This window comes from Puia sp. (genome assembly GCF_036500295.1).
In the GTDB taxonomy this organism is placed as follows: Bacteria; Bacteroidota; Bacteroidia; order Chitinophagales; family Chitinophagaceae; genus Puia.
On sequence record NZ_DASYCH010000092.1, the window covers coordinates 221449 to 242117 of the forward strand.

The 20669-nt window shown below is 53.2% G+C and carries 21 protein-coding genes; 6 read left to right on the plus strand and 15 right to left on the minus strand.

What is annotated here, in order from left to right:
* Positions 1-192: 192 nt before the first annotated feature.
* The 9 genes from VGM48_RS18095 to VGM48_RS18135 form a co-directional block, all read right to left on the minus strand.
* Positions 193-510, minus strand: coding sequence for a DUF59 domain-containing protein (locus tag VGM48_RS18095; RefSeq protein WP_331581720.1), 318 nt, complete (start codon positions 508-510; stop codon positions 193-195).
* The gene (locus VGM48_RS18100; RefSeq protein WP_331581722.1) at positions 507-938 is read right to left on the minus strand and encodes a SufE family protein; all 432 of its coding nucleotides are present in this window, start codon (positions 936-938) and stop codon (positions 507-509) included. Before VGM48_RS18100 ends, VGM48_RS18095 begins: the two co-directional genes overlap by 4 nt.
* Positions 935-2188 carry a SufS family cysteine desulfurase gene (locus VGM48_RS18105; RefSeq protein WP_331581724.1) on the minus strand — a complete coding sequence of 418 codons (1254 nt, stop codon included), beginning with the start codon at positions 2186-2188 and terminating at the stop codon, positions 935-937. The genes VGM48_RS18100 and VGM48_RS18105 overlap by 4 nt, the downstream gene beginning before the upstream one ends.
* The gene (gene sufD, locus VGM48_RS18110; protein ID WP_331581726.1) at positions 2178-3491 is read right to left on the minus strand and encodes a Fe-S cluster assembly protein SufD; all 1314 of its coding nucleotides are present in this window, start codon (positions 3489-3491) and stop codon (positions 2178-2180) included. Before sufD ends, VGM48_RS18105 begins: the two co-directional genes overlap by 11 nt.
* A 2-nt stretch (positions 3492-3493) precedes the next feature.
* On the minus strand, positions 3494-4261 hold the full coding sequence (sufC, locus tag VGM48_RS18115) for a Fe-S cluster assembly ATPase SufC (RefSeq protein WP_331581728.1): 768 nt from the start codon (positions 4259-4261) through the stop codon (positions 3494-3496).
* An 18-nt stretch (positions 4262-4279) separates the two neighbouring features.
* Complete coding sequence (sufB, locus tag VGM48_RS18120; protein WP_331581730.1) at positions 4280-5722, minus strand: Fe-S cluster assembly protein SufB; 1443 nt, start codon at positions 5720-5722, stop codon at positions 4280-4282.
* A 50-nt stretch (positions 5723-5772) separates the two neighbouring features.
* The gene (locus VGM48_RS18125; RefSeq protein ID WP_331581732.1) at positions 5773-6099 is read right to left on the minus strand and encodes an iron-sulfur cluster assembly accessory protein; all 327 of its coding nucleotides are present in this window, start codon (positions 6097-6099) and stop codon (positions 5773-5775) included.
* 150 nt (positions 6100-6249) lie between these two features.
* A complete protein-coding gene (locus VGM48_RS18130; protein ID WP_331581734.1) occupies positions 6250-6525 on the minus strand; it encodes a hypothetical protein in 276 nt (91 codons plus the stop codon).
* Entirely contained in the window at positions 6522-7898 is a 1377-nt protein-coding gene (locus tag VGM48_RS18135) for an alkaline phosphatase family protein (protein WP_331581736.1), read from the minus strand. Before VGM48_RS18135 ends, VGM48_RS18130 begins: the two co-directional genes overlap by 4 nt.
* A gap of 79 nt (positions 7899-7977) precedes the next feature.
* On the opposite strand from VGM48_RS18135, the gene VGM48_RS18140 reads away from it, so the two are divergent.
* Positions 7978-9234 carry an aminotransferase class I/II-fold pyridoxal phosphate-dependent enzyme gene (locus tag VGM48_RS18140; protein ID WP_331581738.1) on the plus strand — a complete coding sequence of 419 codons (1257 nt, stop codon included), beginning with the start codon at positions 7978-7980 and terminating at the stop codon, positions 9232-9234.
* 291 nt (positions 9235-9525) lie between these two features.
* On the opposite strand, the gene VGM48_RS18145 is transcribed toward VGM48_RS18140, so the two are convergent.
* A complete protein-coding gene (locus tag VGM48_RS18145; protein ID WP_331581740.1) occupies positions 9526-10065 on the minus strand; it encodes a thioredoxin family protein in 540 nt (179 codons plus the stop codon).
* A 56-nt stretch (positions 10066-10121) separates the two neighbouring features.
* On the opposite strand from VGM48_RS18145, the gene VGM48_RS18150 reads away from it, so the two are divergent.
* The gene (locus VGM48_RS18150; RefSeq protein ID WP_331581742.1) at positions 10122-10682 is read left to right on the plus strand and encodes a UbiX family flavin prenyltransferase; all 561 of its coding nucleotides are present in this window, start codon (positions 10122-10124) and stop codon (positions 10680-10682) included.
* Here the strand turns inward: VGM48_RS18150 and VGM48_RS18155 are convergent.
* Together VGM48_RS18155 and VGM48_RS18160 are read right to left on the minus strand one after the other, a co-directional pair.
* Positions 10679-11353 carry an outer membrane lipoprotein carrier protein LolA gene (locus tag VGM48_RS18155; protein WP_331581744.1) on the minus strand — a complete coding sequence of 225 codons (675 nt, stop codon included), beginning with the start codon at positions 11351-11353 and terminating at the stop codon, positions 10679-10681. The two genes, VGM48_RS18150 and VGM48_RS18155, sit on opposite strands and share 4 nt — an antisense overlap.
* Before the next feature lie 149 nt (positions 11354-11502).
* Positions 11503-14094, minus strand: a complete 2592-nt coding sequence (locus VGM48_RS18160) for an FtsK/SpoIIIE family DNA translocase (RefSeq protein ID WP_331581746.1) — start codon at positions 14092-14094, stop codon at positions 11503-11505.
* Positions 14095-14163: 69 nt separating this feature from the next.
* Here VGM48_RS18160 and VGM48_RS18165 point away from each other — a divergent pair, with 69 nt between their 5' ends.
* Positions 14164-16065, plus strand: a complete 1902-nt coding sequence (locus tag VGM48_RS18165) for a sensor histidine kinase (protein ID WP_331581748.1) — start codon at positions 14164-14166, stop codon at positions 16063-16065.
* Positions 16066-16090: 25 nt separating this feature from the next.
* Here VGM48_RS18165 and VGM48_RS18170 read toward each other — a convergent pair whose 3' ends face one another.
* From VGM48_RS18170 to VGM48_RS18180, 3 genes are read right to left on the minus strand one after another with little or no spacing between them, the layout of a single operon-like run.
* Positions 16091-16486 (minus strand): DUF423 domain-containing protein, encoded by a 396-nt coding sequence (locus VGM48_RS18170; RefSeq protein ID WP_331581750.1) that lies wholly within the window; start codon positions 16484-16486, stop codon positions 16091-16093.
* Between the two features lie 25 nt (positions 16487-16511).
* Entirely contained in the window at positions 16512-17048 is a 537-nt protein-coding gene (locus tag VGM48_RS18175) for a shikimate kinase (protein ID WP_331581752.1), read from the minus strand.
* On the minus strand, positions 17045-18235 hold the full coding sequence (locus VGM48_RS18180) for an acyl-CoA dehydrogenase family protein (RefSeq protein ID WP_331581754.1): 1191 nt from the start codon (positions 18233-18235) through the stop codon (positions 17045-17047). Before VGM48_RS18180 ends, VGM48_RS18175 begins: the two co-directional genes overlap by 4 nt.
* A gap of 114 nt (positions 18236-18349) precedes the next feature.
* Here VGM48_RS18180 and VGM48_RS18185 point away from each other — a divergent pair, with 114 nt between their 5' ends.
* From VGM48_RS18185 to VGM48_RS18195, 3 genes are read left to right on the plus strand one after another with little or no spacing between them, the layout of a single operon-like run.
* A complete protein-coding gene (locus VGM48_RS18185; RefSeq protein WP_331581756.1) occupies positions 18350-18904 on the plus strand; it encodes an RNA polymerase sigma factor in 555 nt (184 codons plus the stop codon).
* Positions 18901-19611 (plus strand): hypothetical protein, encoded by a 711-nt coding sequence (locus VGM48_RS18190; protein WP_331581758.1) that lies wholly within the window; start codon positions 18901-18903, stop codon positions 19609-19611. Before VGM48_RS18185 ends, VGM48_RS18190 begins: the two co-directional genes overlap by 4 nt.
* Positions 19586-20662, plus strand: coding sequence for a hypothetical protein (locus VGM48_RS18195; RefSeq protein ID WP_331581760.1), 1077 nt, complete (start codon positions 19586-19588; stop codon positions 20660-20662). The genes VGM48_RS18190 and VGM48_RS18195 overlap by 26 nt, the downstream gene beginning before the upstream one ends.
* Positions 20663-20669 lie beyond the last annotated feature (7 nt).

A 20669-nucleotide genomic window follows, 5' to 3' on the forward strand; every position in this document is an offset into this window, starting at 1 on the left:
TGCCAGGCATGACAATAAAATAGCGGACTAAGGGAGTTGCAACAGCAGAGAAGAAGCAGTCGTACATGGCAGGTAATCGTTTAATCCAAGTACATAAAAGTAGAGAACCTGCCGGGGGCAACTATCCTGCTGCATCCTGCTTTTTGGCGGGAATTTACGCAAACGTTATCGGAAGTGTAGGAATGACAATTATTAGAGAAATCCCAGCTCGAGTTTGGCTTCTTCGCTCATCATCTCCTTTGTCCATGGTGGGTCGAAGGTGAGCTGAACGTGACAGTCCATTACTTCGGGGAGTGTTTCGATCTTTTCCTGTACGTCGCGAACGATGTCGCCGGCGACGGGGCATCCGGGTGCGGTGAGTGTCATCGTGATCTTGACGTTGCCGTTGTCGCCGATGCTTATTTCATATACCAGGCCGAGATCGTAGATATTGACGGGGATCTCGGGATCGAAGACGGTGCGAAGCTGTGCTTCGATCTGGTCGCGGAGTGTAATGGTGGTTTCGCTCATAACTGAATCGATTTAGCCTCAAAAGCAACCGCGTACAACTTTATCTGTTTGAGCATCGACAGCAGGCCGTTGGAGCGGGTTGGCGAGAGATGGCTGCTTAGACCGATGGTGTCGATGAAGCTAATGTTGGCGTCGATAATTTCTTTTGGGGTATGGCCGGAGAGGACTTTGATGAGCAGACTGATAAGTCCTTTTGTGATGACCGCGTCGCTGTCGGCGGTGAAGATGAGTTTGTCGTCTTTGTAGTCTACATGCAGCCAGACGCGGGATTGGCAACCTTTTATAAGGTTTTCGTCCTTTTTATACCGGGGCTCGATGAGGGGCAGTTCTTTCCCAAGCTGGATGATGTATTCGTATTTATCGTCCCAATTGTTGCCTAAGAATTCGAAGTCGGCAATGATCTCGTCCTGTTCTTCTTTTATACTCATGCCAGAAGCTTTGCCGCTTTTTTGATGCCGGCGGCGAGCCGGTCGATATCCGTCCGGTTGTTGTAGATGGCCAATGAGGCGCGGACTGTGCCTGGGATACAGTAGCGGTCCATCACCGGCTGTGCGCAGTGGTGGCCGGTACGGACGGCAATGCCTTGCTTGTCGAGGATCTCGCCCATGTCGAAGGGGTGTATAGAGCCGACGAGGAAGGAGATGACCCCTGCCCGGCCGGCCGCATCGGCTTTGCCGACAAGCCGGAAACCGTCGATCGTCCGGAGCGTATCGAGTGCATAGGTCATCAGGCTGTGTTCGGCCTGTTGGATCTTGTCGAGGCCGAGATCCCGGACATAATCGATCGCCGCGGCCAGGCCGATGGCGCCGGCCATATCGGGTGTTCCGGCCTCGAACTTATAAGGGAGGTCGTTATAGGTCGTCTTTTCGAAGGTAACCGTTTTGATCATCTCGCCACCACCCTGGTAAGGCGGCAGCTGGTTCAGCCATTCTTCCTTGCCATAGAGGATCCCGAAGCCGGTAGGGCCATATAGTTTATGGCTGGAAAAGGCGAGGAAATCGGCATCCAGTTCCTGAACGTCGACGGTGAGATGCTGTACGGCCTGTGCCGCATCGACGAGTACGGGAATGCCCTGGCGATGGGCCGCGGCAATGATCTCGCGGATAGGATTGATCCCGCCGAGTGAATTGGAGACGTAGTTCACGGCGACGATCTTCACTCCCTTGAGCAGCTGATCCAACTGGTCGATGATGAGGTTTCCGTCCTCATCGACGGGGATGACCTTTAGCGTAGCGCCTTTTTCTTCGCCGATCATCTGCCAGGGAACGATATTGCTATGGTGTTCGACCGCAGAGACGAGGATGTGGTCGCCGGTACGGAGATATTTTTTCCCGAAGACGGAGGCAACGAGGTTGATGGCCTCGGAGGTACCGCGGGTGAAGATGACCTCGTGGGTATGGCGGGCGTTGATGAATTCCGTTACGGTGTGCCGGGCGCCTTCATAGGCATCGGTTGCGCGCTGACTGAGATAGTGGACCCCGCGATGGACATTGCTGTTGATGGTATGATAATAATCATCCATCGCCTTGAGCACCTGTTCGGGCTTCTGGGTGGTGGCAGCGTTGTCGAGATAAACGAGGGGATGGTCATAAACCGTCCGTTGCAGGATCGGGAAGTCCCTTCTGATCGCTTCGATATCGAGTGCCACGGGTTTCTGTATGGTGAGACTATCCTGCATGATTGACAGGGATATGGTGACTGATCTGCTGGTTGATAAATTCCGCTACGGCAGCGTGTTTTAACTTGTCGGTGACGTCGAAGGCAAAGGCATTTATAAGCAGGGCCTTTGCGGCAGCTTCGCCAATACCTCGGGCGCGGAGATAGAACAGGGCGTCTTCGCTGAACTGACCGACGGTGGAGCCGTGGCTGCATTTTACGTCGTCGGCAAAGATCTCCAGTTCCGGCTTGGAATCGATGGTGGCCTTTTTGCTGATGACAAGGTTGTTGTTCTGCTGGAAGGCATTTGTCTTCTGGGCGGCACGGTGTACATAGACCTTTCCGTTGAAGACACCGGTGGATTGTCCAAGCAACACGCCTTTATAATGTTCGTTGCTGAAGCAATGCGGTCGTTGGTGATCGACCAGGGTATGGTTATCGACCAGTTGATCGCCGGCGGTGAGGTAGAGGCCATAGAGATGGGTCTCGGTATGATCTTCTTCGAGCCGGGCCTGGAGGTCGTTGCGTACCAGGTCGGCACCGGGGAGAGTAAACGTGTAATTGTTATAGAGACTTTGCTTCTTCTGATGGACTGCGGTCTGCTGAACCAGCCGGGTACCGCCGGAAGCGGTTTGCAGGTGGACATGGTCCAGTTTGGCGTCGCCGTTGAGGAAGATCTCGGTGAGTCCGTTGACCCAGATCTTTGTTTCGCCGGACATCGACTGCGTAGTTTCGATGATGGAGAGTTCCGCGTTGCGGTCGACGATCCAGGCATGCCGGGGTTGTACAAGCAGGTTGTGATCGCTGGTGTACAGGTGGACGATATGCAGGGGTTTATCGATGGCCACATTGGCGCTGACGCGGATGAAGAGGCCATCCGTATACAGGGCGGCGTTCAGGGCCGCGAAATGGAGGTTACCCCAGTTTTCGTTGGCAAAGTATTCGGCGAAGCCGGGTTTGTTGAGAACATCTTTTACGCGATGGATCTCGATGCCTTTCGGAAGCGGGCTGCCGGCAATTTTCCCATCCCAGATGCCATTGACCAGGATCAGTTGATAGCAATCGAGGCCGGGGATCGCCGCTTTTGCCAGCAGTTGTGCAGGCGGGGCGACGACGGATGTTTCCAGGGCGTACTCATCTTTCAGGAAGCGGGTAATATTCGTGTATTTCCAGTCTTCGTGCCGGATGGTTGGGAAACCGAGCAGCTGAAATTTATGAAATGCCGACTGGCGCGCCAGCTGGGGCTTGTCCTTAGCCGACAATTCGTGGTATTTGTCAACGATCTTCCCATATAGGGGGATCGTCTGTTCTTGTAGCGCGTTCATGTTCAAATAGCGGTTTCTTTTTCACGGGCCTCTTCCTTGAGCCAGTCATAGCCTTTCTCTTCCAGTTCCAGCGCCAGCTCTTTGGTGCCCGATCTTACGATGCGGCCATTGTAGAGGACGTGGACAAAGTCGGGAACGATATATTCCAGCAGTCGCTGATAGTGCGTGATGATGATAAAGGCGTTCTTTTCCGAGCGCAGCTTGTTCACGCCCTGGGAAACGATACGCAGGGCATCGATGTCGAGGCCGGAATCCGTTTCGTCCAGAATGGAAAGGGACGGCTCCAGCATGGCCAGCTGGAAGATCTCGTTCCGTTTTTTCTCACCGCCGGAGAATCCCTCGTTGAGGCTGCGATTGACCAGCTGGGCGTCAAACTCCACCAGCTTCTGTTTTTCGCGGGAGAGCCTCAAAAATTCCTTGGCGTCGAGCGGGGGCTGGCCTTTGTACGCGCGAATCTCGCTGATGGCCGTTTTCAGGAAGTTTATGTTGGAGACGCCGGGGATCTCGATGGGGTATTGAAAAGCGAGGAAGACCCCTTCGCGGGCGCGGACTTCGGGCGCCATGTCCAGGAGATTCTTGTCTTCGAAAATAACTTCGCCTTCGGTGACCTGGTAATTCTCACGGCCCGCCAGTACGGAAGCCAGAGAGCTTTTGCCCGAACCATTGGGTCCCATGATGGCATGTACCTCACCGGCATTGACCGTGAGATTTATACCTTTGAGGATCTTCTTATCTTCTACTTCAGCGTGTAAATTTCTAATGATGAGCATGTATCTTATGTCTTTTGTTTAGCCAACGCTTCCTTCAAGCGTAATAGATAATAACTTTTGCGCCTCGACGGCAAACTCCATCGGCAGCTGGTTCAGTACTTCCCGGGCATAACCGTTGATGATGAGGGCAACCGCTTTCTCCGAATCGATACCGCGTTGGTTGAGGTAGAAGATCTGGTCTTCGCCGATCTTGGAGGTGGTAGCTTCGTGCTCGACGGTGGCCGTATTATTTTTCGATTCGATGTATGGGAAGGTGTGGGCGCCGCATTGGTCGCCGATCAGCAGGGAATCACACTGGGTGAAATTCCGGGCTTCATCGGCCTTTGAGCCGATCTGTACCAAACCCCGGTAGCTGTTCTGGCCCTGACCGGCGGAAATGCCCTTGGAGATGATGCGGCTACGGGTATTGCGGCCGATATGGTGCATCTTGGTGCCTGTATCGGCGATCTGTTTATTGCGGGTAACGGCAACTGAATAGAACTCGCCGGTGGAGTTATCCCCCTGCAGAATGACGCTTGGGTATTTCCAGGTGATGGCGGAGCCAGTCTCAACCTGTGTCCAGGAGATCTTGGCATTTTCTTTACAGATGCCCCGTTTTGTAACGAAGTTGTAGATACCCCCCTTGCCGTCCTTATCACCGGGGTACCAGTTTTGGACGGTGGAATATTTTATTTCCGCGTTGTCGAGGGCGATGAGTTCTACGACGGCGGCGTGCAGCTGGTTCTCGTCGCGCATGGGGGCGGTACAGCCTTCGAGGTAGCTGACGTAGCTGCCTTCGTCGGCGATGATGAGGGTGCGTTCGAACTGGCCGGTATTCTCGGTATTGATCCGGAAGTAGGTGGACAGTTCCATCGGGCAACGTACTCCCTTGGGGATATAGACGAAGGACCCGTCGGAGAATACGGCGGCGTTGAGGGCCGCGAAAATGTTATCGGAATGCGGTACGACGGAACCGACGTATTTCTTCACCAGAGCGGGGTGTTCCTGGACGGCTTCACCAAAGCTGCAGAAGATGATCCCCAGCTCTTTCAGCTTTTCCTTGTAGGTGGTAGCCACGGAGATGCTATCGAAGACGGCATCCACGGCTACTCCCGCGAGGGCTTTCTGTTCGTTCAGTGGGATGCCCAGCTTTGCAAAGGTGGCCAGCAATTCGGGGTCCACCTCGTCGAGGCTGTTGTATTTCTTTTTGTTGCGGGGAGCCGCATAGTACGATATCTTTTGAAAATCAATGGGAGGCAGGATAAAGTTCTGCCATTCCGGGCGCTTTTGCTTCCGGAAGGACAGGAAACCCTTGAGCCGCCATTCCAACAGCCAGGCCGGTTCTTTCTTCTTTTCCGAAATATAACGAATAGTGTCTTCGTCTAGTCCGGCAGGGAGGATATCCATTTCGATATCCGTCACAAAACCGAATTCGTATTCCTTATTCGCTATATTATCCAGTATTTCGTTGTCGTTTCCCATGGTAATGTTTGGTAAAGGTATCGGTTTTTTTGCGCCTTCGGCTGATTTGCCTAGACCGCGAAGCTTTCTCCGCAGCTACAGGTCCGGGATGCGTTGGGGTTATTGAAGGTCAGGCCCTTGCCATTGAGGCCACCGGAGTAATCGAGTTCGGTGCCATATAGATAGAGCAGGCTTTTCATGTCTACGACGACTTTTATGCCTTTGTCTTCAAATATCTGGTCGCCATCCTTTTGTACGGTGTCGAAGTCCAGCTTGTACTCCAGTCCCGAACAACCCCCGCTTTTTACGCCGACCCGGACAAAAGTTTCAGGGGCGGCCTGCTGAACGGTCATCAGATTGTCGAGGTATTCTTTTGCATTTGGCGATACTGTAATCATGGTTAATCCTTTTATCTTCCATAAGAACGACTGAGGAGTGGAAGAGGTTCTGCAAAATTCCGATAAATACACGGTAATTCCATGTAATACCCCCTTTTTTACCCCGGGGTGACCGGTTTAACCTTAATTTCTCCCAAATTCGGAAGGATTCTACCTTTTGAGCACGGGGGCGATCGGTTTTCCGACGCAACCGTTGGGCATCTGGATATGGAGAAGGGCGGCTACGGTGGGTGCGATGTCGGTCATATAGACCGGATCGTTGGAATGGCCGGCACGGATGCCCCAACCCATGAAGATCAGGGGGATATGGGTGTCGTATGGATTCCAGGTGCCATGGGAAGTGCCGGTCTTGCCGTGCCCTTCGAACCATCCCGCATTGGGTATCAACTGAATAGCACCGCTGCGCTTATAATAATAGCCGTTCATGACCATGCTGCGCACCGGCTGGCGACGGGGGACTCGCCGACATTGGCCATATCGATGGCATAGGTGATACCGGGTTGCTGACGAAGCCATTCGAGGGCCATTTTTTTGATGGCGTTGAATTCGAGCTTTTTTTCGCGGATCGTTTTCATGCTGAAGGTGACCTGATAGTTGGAGATCGTATCCACCAGGTTGGGGGTCTGAAAGGCCCGGCCGAGGATCGTGTTCAGGCTGTCTGTGAGGGGTGCCGAGAGGAAATAATCGGCGGGGATATCGTGGTTCTGTGAGAACCAGACGGCATTGGCGGCGCCATGATCTGCCGTCAGAAAGACGGTATAGTTGTCCTTGCCGATGTGGTCATCCAGATAGGTAAAGAAGGCCGCCAGGTCCTGGTCGAGACGGAGATAGGTGTCCTCTTCTTCGATGGAATTGATGCCAAACTGGTGACCCACATAGTCCGTGGACGCGCAGTTGATCGTCAGGAAATCGGTAGCCTCGCCCCGACCCAGTTGGTACCCGTCGATGGCCGCTTTTGCGAAATCCAGGGTCAGGGTATTCCCGAAGGGTGTGGTGCGGAAGCTGGATTTGGATATCTTATAGGAAGAGTCGAGGTTGTGCGGGAAGGCCGTGGTGCTGTCGCCCTTGAATTTCCCCTCGTATGCCTGGTCGTCGGTATCGCTTTCGCCATAAGTACTTTTGGGGTACAGGGTCTTCCATTGGTTCTTCATATAGGCCCTGACGGGTTCCCGGTGGTTGAAGCTGTCCACCCAGACCGGTAGCTTTGTCATATAGTAGTTGCTGGTGATGAAGTGGCCGGAAGAGTCTTCCAGCCAATAGGCGGCCGTCGCGCTGTGACCGGCCGGAAGGATGGCGGCACGGTCCTTCAGGGAGACCCCAACGACCTTCGATTTAAAGTTGTCGCTCATCATCAGTTCGTCGGTTACGGTGGAGACCAGCATATTCCGGGGGGACATCTTTCCTTCCTTCGATTCCGGCGTTTCGGCACCCACACCCAGTACGGTGCTGTCATCGGTGCAGTACATCCTTTGCCCGGTGGACTGTTCTATCCAGTCGTTGCCGGCGATGCCGCTAAAGGCAGGCACCGATCCGCTGAAGATGCAGCTATGCCCGACGGCTGTAAAGGCCGGGAGATAGGGGATCATGGTGTTGTCGCAGCTGAAGCCATGTTTGAGCAGCCGCTTGAAACCGGCTTCGCCGTAGCGGTTGGCATACCGGTAGAGATAGTCCCAGCGCATCTGGTCGATGACGATGCCGACAACCAGCTTCGGGCGCCTGATCCCGGTTGCTTTTTTAGGGTGGCAGGCGGCAAGAAGGAGTAAACAACAGACGATGGAGATCAGGGGCTTCCGGTTCATGAGCGAAAATTTGGGCAAAACTGCATCGCCAAATGCGTTATTTTTGCGGAAGAATCAAGCTTAATAATTTCATAATAATATGGCAGATATCTTTGAAAAATTAACGAAGCACAACGGCCCAATCGGCCAGCACCGCGAGCGTGCGCATGGTTATTTTGCCTTTCCGAAGCTGGAAGGCGAGATCGGCAGCCGGATGGTCTTTAGGGGAAAAGAAAAAATAGTTTGGAGTCTTAACAATTATCTTGGGTTGGCCAACCACCCCGATATTCGGAAGGTGGATGCGGAAGCAGCTGCCAGGTTTGGGATGGCGGCACCGATGGGGGCGCGGATGATGAGTGGGAACAGCAATTACCACGAACAACTGGAAAGGGAGTTGGCGGAGTTTGAAGGGAAGGAAGATGTGACGCTTTTCAATTATGGTTATCAAGGTATTATGAGCGCCATTGACGCCATCTGCGGGCGTCATGACGTGATCGTGTACGATGCCGAGAGTCATGCCTGTATCATTGACGGGCTGCGGCTTCACCCCGGTCACCGCTATGTATTCAAGCATAACGATGTCGAAGACTGTGAAAAGCAGCTGCAACGCGCCACGGCGCTGATCGAGAAGCAGGGTACCGGCGGGATCCTGGTGATCACCGAAGGGGTCTTCGGGATGGCCGGTGACCAGGGCCGGCTGAAAGAGATTGCCGAGCTGAAGGATCAGTATGAGTTCCGGTTGCTGGTGGATGATGCCCATGGTTTCGGCACCCTGGGTAAGACCGGAGCGGGTGCAGGGGAAGAACAGGGCGTACAGGACAAGATCGATCTGTATTTTTCGACCTTTGCCAAGTCCATGGCGTCGATTGGCGGGTTTATGGCGGGCGATCGGGCGATCGTCGATTATATCCGGTACAATACCCGGAGCCAGATCTTTGCCAAGAGTCTGCCGATGCCGATCACCATTGGAAACCTGAAAAGACTGGAAATGCTGCGGACGCAGCCCGAACTGCGCAAGAAGCTGTGGGATGTAGTAAACAAGCTACAAAAGGGGCTGCGGGATAGTGGTTTTGATATTGGGAATACCAATTCACCCGTTACGCCGGTGTATATGAAGGGGGATGTCCCCGAGGCGACGGCGATGGTGATGGACCTGCGGGAGAATCATCATATTTTCTGTTCGATCGTGGTTTATCCGGTGATCCCGAAGGGGCATATTATTTACCGGCTGGTGCCGACGGCGGTGCATACGGATGAGGATATCCAGCGCACGTTGGATGCGTTCCGGGTGACGAAGAAGAAACTGGATGCCGGGGATTATAAAGTGGAAGCAATTCCGGATATGGCGGAAGCATAAATGCATTGCGATAATAAAAAACCCCACCTGACGGTGGGGTTTTTTATTAGGTACCCCCTAAAAAAAAAGCCCCGCTTACGCGGGGCTGCACTAATCAAATACCATTAACCATTAAACCTTATCCTATGAAAGAACAAAGATAGTGCGTCAGACTGAATTTGAAGGAGTAGGGGTAGTGTTTTTTTGACATAATGACGATTAAATTGATTTTCGTCAACTGTTTTTTCTACAGATTATCCTTTAGAAGTATTGCGCTGGCCGATGCGGGCTAAAACGTTATAGTATTTTGGCCTACCAGCTAGGGCGAAAATTGCGGTGGTATTCATCGAAGCCATGGCTCCGGTAAGCGCCTTCGCCGAAATATTTCACCAGGGGTTCGAACTCTTTGGGCTCCATATAACCGGGGATCGCCTGGGGGGCTTCGCCGGGGACGATGATGACGGTGGTGGGGAACTCGAGCTGGCCGTGTGCCAGGTACAGCGCGAACTCATTGCAGCGATATTGCGGATTGTAATTATAGCTCTTACCCTGCCAGGTGATGGTGGCGCGGCTTTCTGCGTCGACTTTTACGGTATAGAACTTATCGTTGAGGTATTCTGCCACCCCCTTGTGTGAATAGGTTTTCTTATCCATTTGCTTGCACCAGCCGCACCAGCTGGTGTAGAGATCGATGAGAACAGGTTTTTTCTGCTGCTGAAGCTTGCCGGAGGCCTCGTCGAGGGAAATCCAGGAAACGGAGCTGACGGGCGCCGGAGCGGGCTTTTTTGCGCCGGGGAGCACCACGCCGATCAGGGCAAGGATAACGATCGAGAATAAGGACGTGAGTTTCAAGCTTTCCTATTAATTTTACAGGTTATTAACGCTCAAACTCCAATAACGTTCAGACTATGCGCAAAATTGTCGTAGCTATTACGGGCGCCAGCGGCTCCATCTATGCCCGGCTATTGCTGGATAAGCTGTCTGCCTTGCACGGACAGTGGGATTCGGTGGCCGTGGTGATGTCGGAGAATGCGAAGGAAGTCTGGCAGACGGAGTTAAGCAATACGGCCTGGTCGAACCATGGCTTCCCATTTTTTGCGCCCCGGGATTTTATGGCGCCTTTTGCCTCGGGGTCGGGGAAGTATGACACGATGATCATCATCCCCTGCAGCATGGGTACGCTTGGGCGGATCGCAAACGGGGTTTCTTCCGACCTGATCACCCGCGCGGCGGATGTCGTGTTAAAAGAGCGGCGGAAGCTGATCTGCGTGGTAAGGGACACGCCCTATAACCTGATGCATATCCGTAATATGGAAACGATAACGCTGGCTGGGGGGATCATCTGCCCGGCGACGCCATCCTTCTACAGCCTTCCCAAGACCATCGACGAGGTCGCGGCCACGGTCGTGGACCGGGTTCTGGACCTGGCGGGTCTCGAAAACAATTCCTTTCGTTGGGGAGGTGACTAGTTGCGCAGATCGACCTCTTCGGCGCCGGGGAATTTCGCCTTGTTATAGGCTAACTGAGCGTCGGTGATCGCCGCATTTCCGTTGAGATTCTTTGTCGCGAGGGTATAGTTGTTCCCGCCTTTATCAAACCATTTAATGCTGACCAGGGTGTGCAGGTTCTTGTCGATATACAGCATGGCTTTGAAGAAGGGCTTTGTCTTGTCGGTGGGAGTAAGCTCCACTTCCTGTTGGGTATGGGTTCCCACTTTTGACTCGCCGTTGAGCTTATAAAGAAAATCCTTGTCGTAAAAATTGGTAAAGATCTTGTCGATAGAGATCGTTTGGGTGCTCGGATCCGATTTGGTGATGGTGACTTCGTTGGAGGATTTGTCGTAAGTGTATATATCCTTCCCATCACAGAATATTTCCTGACCGCCGACGACACTGATATGATATTTGTTGCCTTTGATCATGATGGTGCCGCTCTTCGAACCCTGGACCTTATCCTTTGAATCCCGTACGGTAAGCGTGAAGCCGCATTGAACGGCTTTGAATGATTTCAGCTTTGCACTGAGTCCGTCAAGCGCCTTTTTTGCGTCAGGATCATTTTTGCCGAGGCTGTTGTTCTGCGCGTGAGTGAGAGTTCCGAATACGCCGAAGAGTATGCAAAAGAAGAGCGATTTTCTATTCACGTTACGTTTTTTAGGTATGGTTAGAAGGCGCCGCCAGGCTCGGATACAAGCCGGGCGACGCGGCGCGAAGATAGTTCAATAAAGGGATAGCGATAGACCGCCCAGCTAAAAATTAGCTTAAAATTGGATTAACACTCAGGGACTGGGGATCAGGGATTCAAGTACTGGTCCAGTTCCATTTCGGTTTTTATCAGTACGTCGCGCGGTTTGCTGCCCTGGCCGGGTCCGACGACGCCTGCGGCTTCGAGCTGGTCCATGAGACGGCCGGCGCGGTTGTAGCCCAACTTCATCTTTCGCTGGATGAGCGAGGTGGAGCCCAATTGATTGGCGACAATAAGTCTTGCGGCATCCCCGAAAAGCGGATCCCGGTCTTCCAGATCGAAGTCTTTCCCACTCATCTCCTTTTCATCGACATATTCGGGTAATTTATGGGCCTCTGCATATCCCCGCTGTTTACCGATGAATTGGACGATCGCTTCCACTTCGGGGGTATCGACAAAGGCGCATTGGAGCCGGGTGATCTCGCCATTGTGAGAGATCAGCATATCCCCTTTACCGATGAGCTGATCGGCGCCGCCCGCATCGAGGATGGTGCGCGAGTCGATCTTTGAAGAGACCTTGAAGCCGATTCGTGCCGGGAAGTTGGCCTTGATGGTACCGGTGATGATGTTGACGCTGGGGCGCTGGGTAGCGATGATGAGGTGGATACCGACGGCACGGGCCAGCTGGGCGAGGCGGGCGATCGGCATTTCCACTTCTTTGCCGGCGGTCATGATAAGATCGGCAAATTCGTCGACCACCAACACGATAAAGGGCAGGTATTCGTGGCCCTTCTGCGGATTGAGCCGGCGTTTGATAAACTTCTCGTTGTATTCCTTAATGTTGCGGGCGTTTGCCTCTTTCAGCAGATCGTACCGGTTGTCCATCTCGATACAAAGTGCGTTGAGGGTGTGGACCACTTTTTTAGTATCGGTGATGATGGCCTCTTCTTCCCCCGGCAATTTTGCCAGGAAATGTTTTTCGATGGTCCGGTAGATGCTTAGCTCCACTTTTTTCGGGTCCACCAGAACCAGCTTTAATTGGGAGGGGTGTTTTTTGTAGAGCAGCGAGACGAGAATGGCGTTAAGCCCAACGGATTTCCCCTGGCCGGTGGCGCCGGCCATCAGGAGGTGGGGCATCGAAGCGAGGTCCACGATAAAGTTCTCGTTATCGATCTTTTTGCCGATGGCGATCGGCAGGTTGAAATTGCTATGCTGGAATTTGTCCGAGGACAGCAGGGTGCGCATGCTGACCACGGTTTTCTTGACGTTGGGCACTTCGATCCCGATGGTTCCCTTCCCCGGGATGGGCGCGATGATGCGGATGCCCAGAGCTGCCAGGCTAAGCGCGATGTCGTCCTCCAGGTTCTTGATCCGCGAGATACGCACCCCGGCGGCCGGGACGATCTCATACAAGGTGACGGTGGGTCCGACGGTAGCGCTGATCTTGCTGATCGAGATATCGTAATTCTTGAGCGTATTGATGATCTGGTTCTTGTTTGCTTCGAGCTCCGAGGGGTCCTGCACGATCTTGTCGCTGCCATGGGTTTCGAGGAGATCGAGGCTGGGATATTTATAGTCGCGCAGATCGAGGGTCGGTTCATAGTCCGGCATGTCCGCGGGCAGAAAGGGGTCGCCTTCCGCGGCGGTTTCCGCGACGGGCGGAGCGGTCTTTATCTCGAGGGACAGCTCACCGGCCGGTTTTTTTGCCACCGGAGGAATGGGTGGGATATTCAGCGGCGGCACGGGTTCTTCGCCGGGTTCTTCATCGAGATCGTCCTCTTCTTCCAGCGGTTCTTCGGCTTCGGCAGCCGGGGCGACGAGCGAGAACGGGACTTCTTCGGGTTCGTCGCGTTCGGTGACGGTGAAGGGTATCTCTTTGTCTTCTTCAATGGGGGGCGGGGCGATGGCTACCACTCCATGGTCTTCCTTTAAGATATTGCCTTTATTGGCAAAGGATTCGTCGACGAATAGCTTCGCGCCTTTCTTCCCCTTTTCTTTTTCCTTCTCTTTCTCTTTTGGTTGGGGTTTCTCTTCGACAACGGCTTCGGGCATGGGAGCTTCCAGTTTTTCCTTCTTTGGCAGGGCCGGCACCTTGAATACCGGGTTGAAGCGCCAGATGATATACGCCAGACCCGCGACCAGCAGGAGGGCGGCAGTGCCGATCCAGCCCAGGAAGCTGGTGAGCCAGTCACTGATCATATCACCGACGGCACCACCCCAGGGAAAGTCGAAGCCATGGGTGACGAAGGCGGCAGCCACGGAGAAAAAGAGCAGCCCCGCGAGTACATAACGGAGGTTGCGGCTGATGGAAAAGATCTTCCGTGCAAAGAGCAGGTTGACGCCGATGATAAAAAAGATCGAGCAGAAGAAATAGGAGGCCACGCCGAATCCCTTGAAAAAGAACTCATGGGACACCAGTGCGCCGAGGTTTCCCAGAAGGTTGTTCACTTTTACGTGGGAGGAAGGCAGCAGGATGGAGGCGCCATGCTGGAATACCTTATCCTGGTCTTCTTTCCAGGTGAAGAGATAAGAGGTGAATGCGATGAATAAGAAGATGGAAACCAGCAGACACACGGCCCCGGTGATCTTGTGGGTACGTTCGTCTTTGACAAGCTGCCGGACGGTCACCTGGGACTCTTTTTCGGGCTTTAGCTTATCCGCCGGCTTCTGGCTTTTTTTTGACTTTTGTCGGTTTGCCATGGATACAAAGATATGGTTTGCAGCAAAAAGTAGTCCTATATTTACTTTACCTTTAAAAAAATTGGCGCTTTGAATATCCTGAAAGCATGTTGGCTCGGCCTGATCCTGTTTTTATTGAGATTGGAGACCAGGGGCCAGGACTCCCTGCCGCCTACCGCGGCCGACCTGGCCCGGACCGGTTTGCTAAACGATATCGCCTTTAACACAGGGTATTATTTCTCCGATACGCGCAATATTTCCATCCAGCAGCTCCCTTTCCTGCCCTACCGGCTGAATACCCGGAAATATATGCATTTCATGTCGCCGCAGCTGATCAATAAGAAGCCGGTCCTGCGCTTTATGCTCACCAACCGCAGCGATGACTCCCAGAGCGTATTCTTTTGCCCCGGCTGGCTTGTCGACACGATCCAACTGTACCGGCTCACGGGGTCGCGGGTCGAACCCGTGCCACGGGTGGTCCCAGATGATGCCGACAGCCTCGGCTACCGGAAGATAACGCTGGCGGCCCATGACAGCGCCATCTTCTTCGCAACGCTTTCTTATATCAAGGCACCCTCCAATTCCATCAACCCGACCGTTACCCGGGATACTCTTATCCAGGAGGCTATTACGCTCCAGCATAAGAACAAAACGAGTATCGACGTCATCACCGATCTTTTTGCCGGGGTCATGCTGATGATGATCTTTTATGCCATCAGCGAGTACATTCAAAGTAAGAAACCGGAGTTCCTTTATTATGTCGGGTATTCCATCTGTATCAGCCTGCTGCTCTTTCTGAAGTCCACCCTGCACCAGGTGACCACTGCCTTCAATTTCTTTTTCGAGAGTTTCTTCGACAATATTATCTTTTGCGTCGGCTATATCTGTTATATCGTTTTTCACCGGAAATTTTTGGAGACGAGCAAGAACTACCGGACGCTGGACCGTTATCTGTTTTGGGGTTCGGTGGGGATCGGGGGGCTGACCGTATTATATGTATTCTCCTACTTCTTCTCCCCGGATTTCCGGATCACCAACAACCTCGAAGACGCCACCAAGCTGCTCCTGCTGGCCACCTCCATCGTCTTTATCGTAAAGGGGCTTACCTATCATAACCGGTTGATGAATTATATCGTGATGGGGAATATCTCGCTCTGTCTGCTGAGCATCGTGTCGCAGGTGATGATCTCGATGAACATCAAGATGGTAACCGGGGTATCGGTGTTGAATCTGGCGCTTTTCTATTATGAGCTGGGGATCACCATCGAACTGCTTTTTTTCCTTTTTGCGCTGACCTACAAGAACAAGATGGAGATCATCGCCAGCATCCAGAAAGAGGAGAAGCTAAAGCTGGAGACCGAACGAAAAGAGATGGAGAAGCAGGTGGCCGTGCTGGCGGCCAAGCAGGACGAACGGAACCGGATCTCGGTGGATATGCATGACGAGCTGGGTTCGGGGGTAACCGCCATCCGGCTGATGAGCGAGATCGTGCGCAGCAAGATGAAGGATCAGACCCTGCCGGAGATCGACAAGATCTCCAACTCCGCCAACGAGCTGATCAACAAGATGAATACCATCATCTGGACGATGACGAGCAGCAACGATTCGGTGGAGAACCTCGTGGCTTATATCCGCAGCTATGCGGTCGAGTTCTTCGAGAATACGAATATCGATTGTTATTTTACGATGCCGGCTTCGATCCCTCCGCGGGAGATCAGCGGGGAGAAGCGGCGGAATATTTTTCTGTCCGTAAAGGAATCGCTTAACAATGTGGCGAAGCACTCGCAGAGTTCGGTGGTGAAGATCAATGTCCTGGTGAACGACCGGTTGGTTATCGAGATCCAGGACGACGGAGTGGGGATCAATATGGAAAAGCTGCGGAAGTTTGGGAATGGGTTGAATAATATGCGCAAGCGGATGGCTTCCATCGAGGGAGGGTTCAATATCGAGAATAAGGAGGGGACGAGGACGACGTTCTTCTTACAATTGTAGCCCAAGGTTTTTTCCCCTGACCTGGTCAGCCTTTGTCCTTCTGTGCGACGCCGAGATACAGGAATATCCAGCCGGCGATGAAGAACACGCCGCCGATGGGGGTGGCGATCCCGGCGAGCGTGCGGTGGGCATTCTCGGCGATCGTGAGCGCGGTGAGAACGTAGAGCGAACCGCAGAAGAAGATGATGCCCATGATAAAGCAGTTGCCGGCCCAGACCATCCATTTGTTGTGGATCTTTTCGGAGAGGAAGGCGACGAAAAGCAGGGCAAAGACGTGATAGAATTGATACCGGACGCCGGTTTCGAAAGTTGCGACGGTTTCGGGGCCTACCAGGGTCTTGAGCTTGTGGGCGGCAAAGGCTCCGAGGGCAACCGAGAGGGCGCCCAGAATGGCCGCGATGGATAGAAAGTTACGGTTCATAGTTCTCTTTTTTGCGCTCTGGTTCTTATAATTCTTCCTTCAGCCGGTCGGGTTGTTCGTTTTGCAGCAGGATGCGGATCAGTGCGTCCAGGTTGGTATTCTCTTCGCTGACCGTGACGTCGGCCTGCTGATAGTACATGCGGCGTTCGCTCAATTTCCGGATAATATACCGTTGGAGTTCGTCTTCGCTGACTTCCGCGATGAGCGGGCGGCTCATCCTTTCCCGTTGCAGGCGCTGGCGGAGCACCTCGACGGAGGTGTTGAGCCAGATGACCTTCCCATTCTTCTTCATGAACTCGATATTATTAAAGAAGCAGGGGGTGCCGCCGCCGCAGGAGAGGATAAAACTTTCCTGCTGATCGGTGATCGCTTCGAGGGTTTCCTTCTCCAGGAAACGGAAGAACTCCTCCCCTTTCGCGGCAAATATATCTGCTACCGACAGGTTCTCTTTCTCAATGATCAGGCTGTCCAGATCGTAGAAGGGCATGCCCAGCCTAGCGGCGAGGCGCTGGCCCCAGTGTGTTTTACCGGACCCCATGAAACCGACTAGGAAGATCTTCATTTGAATGCGTTTAACCCGGTGATGTCCATTCCGGTGATTAGCAGGTGCACGTCATGCGTGCCTTCATAGGTGAGTACGCTTTCAATATTCATCATATGGCGCATGATCGGGTACTCGCCGGTGATCCCCATGCCGCCAAGCACCTGTCTGGCGGTTCGCGCGATGTCGGCGGCTATTTCGCAGCCATTGCGTTTGGCCATCGATACCTGGGCCGGGGTTGCCTTTCCGGCGTTCATGAGCGAGCCCAGCCGCCAGTTGAGCAGTTGGGCCTTGGTGATCTCGGTGAGCATTTCAGCCAGCTTTTTTTGCTGGAGCTGGAAGCCGCCGATGGGTCTGCCGAACTGGATCCTTTCCAGGCTATAACGGCGGGCCGTATCGTAGCAGTCCATGGCCGCGCCGACTACCCCCCAGGCGATCCCGTAACGGGCCTTTGTGAGGCAGCCCAGGGGCCCTTTGAGGCCTTTTACATTGGGCAGGAGGTTTCCCTTGGGGACCTTTACGTTGTCGAAGACGAGCTCGCCGGTGGCGGACGCGCGGAGGCTCCATTTGCCGTGCGTGGTAGGGGTGGAAAAGCCTTCCATGCCGCGTTCGAGAATAAGGCCGCGGATCACTCCTTCCTCGTCTTTTGCCCAGACTACCGCAACCTGGGAGAAGGGGGCATTGCTGATCCACATTTTGCTGCCGTTGAGGAGGTAGTGGTCTCCGGCATCTTTGATATTTGTCAACATTCCGCTGGGGTCACTGCCGTGATTGGGCTCGGTAAGGCCAAAACAGCCCAGCCACTCGCCGGAAGCCAGTTTGGGCAGGTATTTTTTGCGTTGTTCTTCGCTGCCATATTCGTAGATGGGGAACATGACCAGGGAACCCTGGACGGAGGCGGTGGAGCGGACCCCGCTGTCGCCGCGTTCGAGTTCCTGCATCATCAGCCCATAGCTGATATAATCCAGTCCCCCGCCGCCGTATTGCTCGGGGATCGTGGGGCCGAAACAGCCCAGTTGGCCCAGTTGGGACACAATATGTTGTGGGAATTCGGCTTTCTGGGCGCAGTCTTCGATAATGGGTGAGATCTCCTTTTTGACATAGTTACGGACCGATTCACGCACCATTTTGTGCTCCTCGGTCAATAATTCGTCAAGCTGATAATAGTCAGGACTTTGGAAAACATCTACTTTTGATGAAACGGGCATGGAAGCAATTTTGCCAAAAGTAACGAAAATGCCTGTTTTTTACATTTTGATGCAACATGCCCCGAATATTCGTGTACTTATTAGTACATGAACGCTAACGTTAAAATAGCTGAATTGGAATTAACGGAACCAATACTACACGACGAACTGGTTGAGCGATGCAAGCGAGGGGATTCCCGGGCGTTTGGTGAGCTTTACCAGAAATATTCCAGGGCGATGTACAACACCAGTTTGCGCATTGTCAACCATACGGGGGACGCGGAGGACGTTTTGCAGGAGGCCTTTACAGATGCCTTCCGCAGCCTGGAAGACTTCCATTATAAATCCACATTCGGTGCATGGCTAAAACGGATCGTGATCAATAAATCCATCAACCAATTGCGCAAACGGAAGATGGACCTGATCGACATCGAAAAGACCAATATCGGGCACCTTCCGGACGAGGACGGCGCCGATGAGAACGAGATAGCGTTAAAGGTGGAGGATATCAAGAAAGCGGTGGGGCTTTTGCCCAATGGGTACAGGACCGTTTTGACCCTCTATCTTTTTGAAGGATACGACCAGGAAGAAATTGCAGAAATTCTGCAGGTAACGCATGCGACGGTGAGAACTCAATACATGCGCGCCAAACAAAAATTGTTACAGTATTTAAAACAAGGAGCATCATGAACAGCCGGTTAGAACAATTTGTAAAGGATCACCGGGAGGAATTCGACGCCGAAGGGCCAGACCCAAAGGTCTGGGACAAGATCATGCAGGACGTGGACCCCGGGAAAAAAAAACAGCCCCCCCTCGTTAGGCTCGACTGGAGGAGATGGACCGCTGTGGCTGCCGTCTTCCTCGTGATCGCAGGGGGAGTATGGATCTTCAGCACCCGGACGGAGAAAGTGGATCCGGGCGTCGTCAGGTCGAATAACCTTCCCAAGCACGCCGAGGATAGCAACCCACCCGCCGCCGTAGCCCAAACCCCGGTGAAGGATAGTGCCCAGACCCGCAAGGACGAGCCTGCACTGGCTACCATCCGGCCCAAAGAGAACAATGACCGGAAAAAGACCGAGGCATTCGACAACTCGGTCGACGAAGAGATGTACCATTACGCAAAGCTTGTAGAGATTAAACATAATCAATTGAAAGCCATCGAAAAAGACGAACCGCTGCTGTACCGGCAGTTCGCCTCCGATGTCAGCAAACTGGACAGTGTTTATCACCATCTTCAAGGCCAATTGCCCAGCAATCCTAATCGTGAACAACTACTCGAGGCGATGTTACAGAACCTGCAACTGCAGATGCAGCTATTGAATCATCAGCTCGACATTATCAAACAAATCAACCATTCAAAAAAGACAGAATATGACAAAGCATATAAGACTACTTAACGTGGCAGTGTTGCTCCTGGTCTTATCTGCTCCGGTGATGACGCAAGCCGCCAATGGCGATGAAGACGTAAGGAAGCAGAGAATGATCAACAAGAATTACCAGGTCACGGCCGATGACAAATTAGAGATCGAGAATCAATTCGGCAATGTCGTGGTCTCCACCTGGGACAAAAATGAGATCACGGTCGACATCGAGATCAGCGCCAGGGCCTCATCGGAAGAGCGGGCGCAGGAGATCATGAACCGTATCGATGTTAAGGACGGCAAGGACGGCCACAGCATCTGGTTCAAGACCAAGGTGGACGATATCCACAACGGCAACAACAAGGGCGGAGGCCGCGGCGATAACGAACGCGGGTTCTATATCGACTACGTGATCCATATGCCGGCGGGCAACCGGCTCGATATCGACAACAGCTTTGGCAAGACCGAAATACCCGCCTTCAAGGGACTGGTCACGCTGACAAGCAAGTTCGGCAGCCTTAACACGGGTAAGCTGGACAATGTGGATCAGATAGACGTGGAGTTTGGGCGGGCCTATATCTCGTCGATCAACAATGGGAAGGTCGTCTTCAAGTTCAATAAGGAATCGCGTATCGGGCAAGTGAACGGCACGGTGAGGATCACGAGCGAGTTCTCGCAGAATGTGCAGTTCAACGTGGCCGACAACATCAATGAGCTGTCCGTCTTTGAATCCTATTCGGGGGTGCGGGTGGTCGTGAACAAGGACCTCTCGGCGCAGTTCGATGTGCATACCAGCTTTGGCAAGTTCCACAACGAGAGCGATTTCACCATCAACGAGGCAAAAGAAGACCCCGATTCAGGTCCGCATTTCGACAAGGACTACAGTGGACAGTCTGGTGACGGCCGGGCGAAGATCAAGATCAAAAGCAGCTTCGGATCGGTGCGGCTTTCCTATACGGGAAACAATGGCAATGACGACGAAGGCGATGGTGACAAGGTGAAAGATAAAGATAAAGACAAAGGCAAGGAAAAGGAGAAGACCAAGCACAAAGAAAAAGAACGGATCACCGAGGACGAGGCACGATAGATCATTA